Origin of the sequence: Asanoa sp. NPDC050611 (assembly GCF_040654855.1) — a bacterium.
Classification (GTDB): Bacteria; Actinomycetota; Actinomycetes; order Mycobacteriales; family Micromonosporaceae; genus Asanoa.
This window is the reverse complement of the sequence record NZ_JBFAIU010000704.1, coordinates 1-1,187: the sequence shown is the minus strand read 5'-3', so window position 1 is coordinate 1,187 and position 1,187 is coordinate 1. Positions and strand designations below refer to the sequence as shown.

At 73.6% G+C, this 1,187-nt stretch carries 1 protein-coding gene and 1 pseudogene; both read left to right on the top strand.

The window, feature by feature from the left end:
• Nucleotides 1-366: pseudogene (locus tag AB0H87_RS41965) on the top strand (serine/threonine protein kinase); the annotation flags it as partial.
• A 251-nt stretch (nt 367-617) separates the two neighbouring features.
• Entirely contained in the window at nt 618-959 is a 342-nt protein-coding gene (locus AB0H87_RS41960; protein ID WP_089243573.1) for an RNA polymerase-binding protein RbpA, read from the top strand.
• Nucleotides 960-1,187: the final 228 nt, after the last annotated feature.

The window sequence follows — 1,187 nt, the reverse complement described above, 5'->3', positions numbered from 1 at the left end:
GCCCGGTTCCGCGCCGACGCGGCCACCGCCAACGAGGCCGCGGCCAAGGCGACCGCCACCGCCGACCAGGCCCGGACCGCCGCCGACGCGGCCCGCGCGGCGACCGCCGCGGCAGAGCAGGACCTGGCCGCCGAACGCGAACGGGCTCAGGCCCGGGACGCCGAGCTGCGGCAGGTCCGGGAGGCGGCCGAGGCCACCGTGGCCGACCTGCGGGCCCGGCTCGCCGACGCCACCGCCGAGCGGGACGCCGCCCGCGACCGGGCCGCGCAGCTGGCCGGGCAGGTCGGTGACCTCGCCGCCGCGCTGGCCGCCCTCGGCGCCGCGCAGAAATCCACAGCTCCCGCACAGGTCAGCCCCGCCCGGTGACCTAGATCGCATCGGCTGAACGGCCGCTTAGGCCGGGACGACCAACACATACTGGACACCGCGTCGTAAAACGCCACGGCTGGCCGCGGATAGAACCGCTCATGAACGCGCGTCTGCCGCTACGCTCTGACCGTTTACGACGACGTACCTTTGTAAGGAGCGAGACGCGCGTGAGTGCCGGGAATCCCCCGGCTCCTCCCGTCGTTGTTTCGTGTGGACGACAAGCAAGACGACCGAGGGGAAAGCCGATCATGGGCGAGCGCATGCTGCGCGGCAGCCGGCTAGGCGCAGTCAGCTACGAATCCGACCGCAACACCGAGCTCGCCCCACGCCAGACCCGCGAGTACCTGTGCGCCAAGGGGCACCAGTTCGAGGTGCCGTTCGCCGTCGACGCCGAGGTTCCGATGACCTGGGAGTGCAAGTTCGACGGCAGCGTGGCCCGGCTCGTGGACGGCAGCGAGCCCGAGCAGAAGAAGGTCAAGCCCCCGCGTACGCACTGGGACATGCTCCTGGAGCGGCGGTCGATCGCCGAGCTCGAGGACATCCTGGCCGAGCGCCTGGAAGAGGTCCGCGCCCGGCGCGGCGGCAAGTAGAGCCCGAACAGCGAAAAGCCCCTGCGGGCGACGCGGGGGCTTTTTCGTGCGCTCCTAGCGGCGTGGCCCGGGCTCGACGATCTCGCCCTCGACGACCTCGCCCTCGATGACGGGACCCGGGTCGTGGCCGCCGTCCCGCGGTGTCGTCGCCTGGACGCGGGGGCCGGGCTCCGCCGGGCCGGTCACGGTCGGGCCGGTGCCCGCGGGGCCGGACGGCCCCGGGCCGCC

Coding starts and splice junctions, on each gene's coding strand:
- AB0H87_RS41960 (WP_089243573.1), top strand. CDS start 618: ATGGGCGAGCGCATGCTGCGCGGCAGCCGGCTAGGCGCAGTCAGCTAC.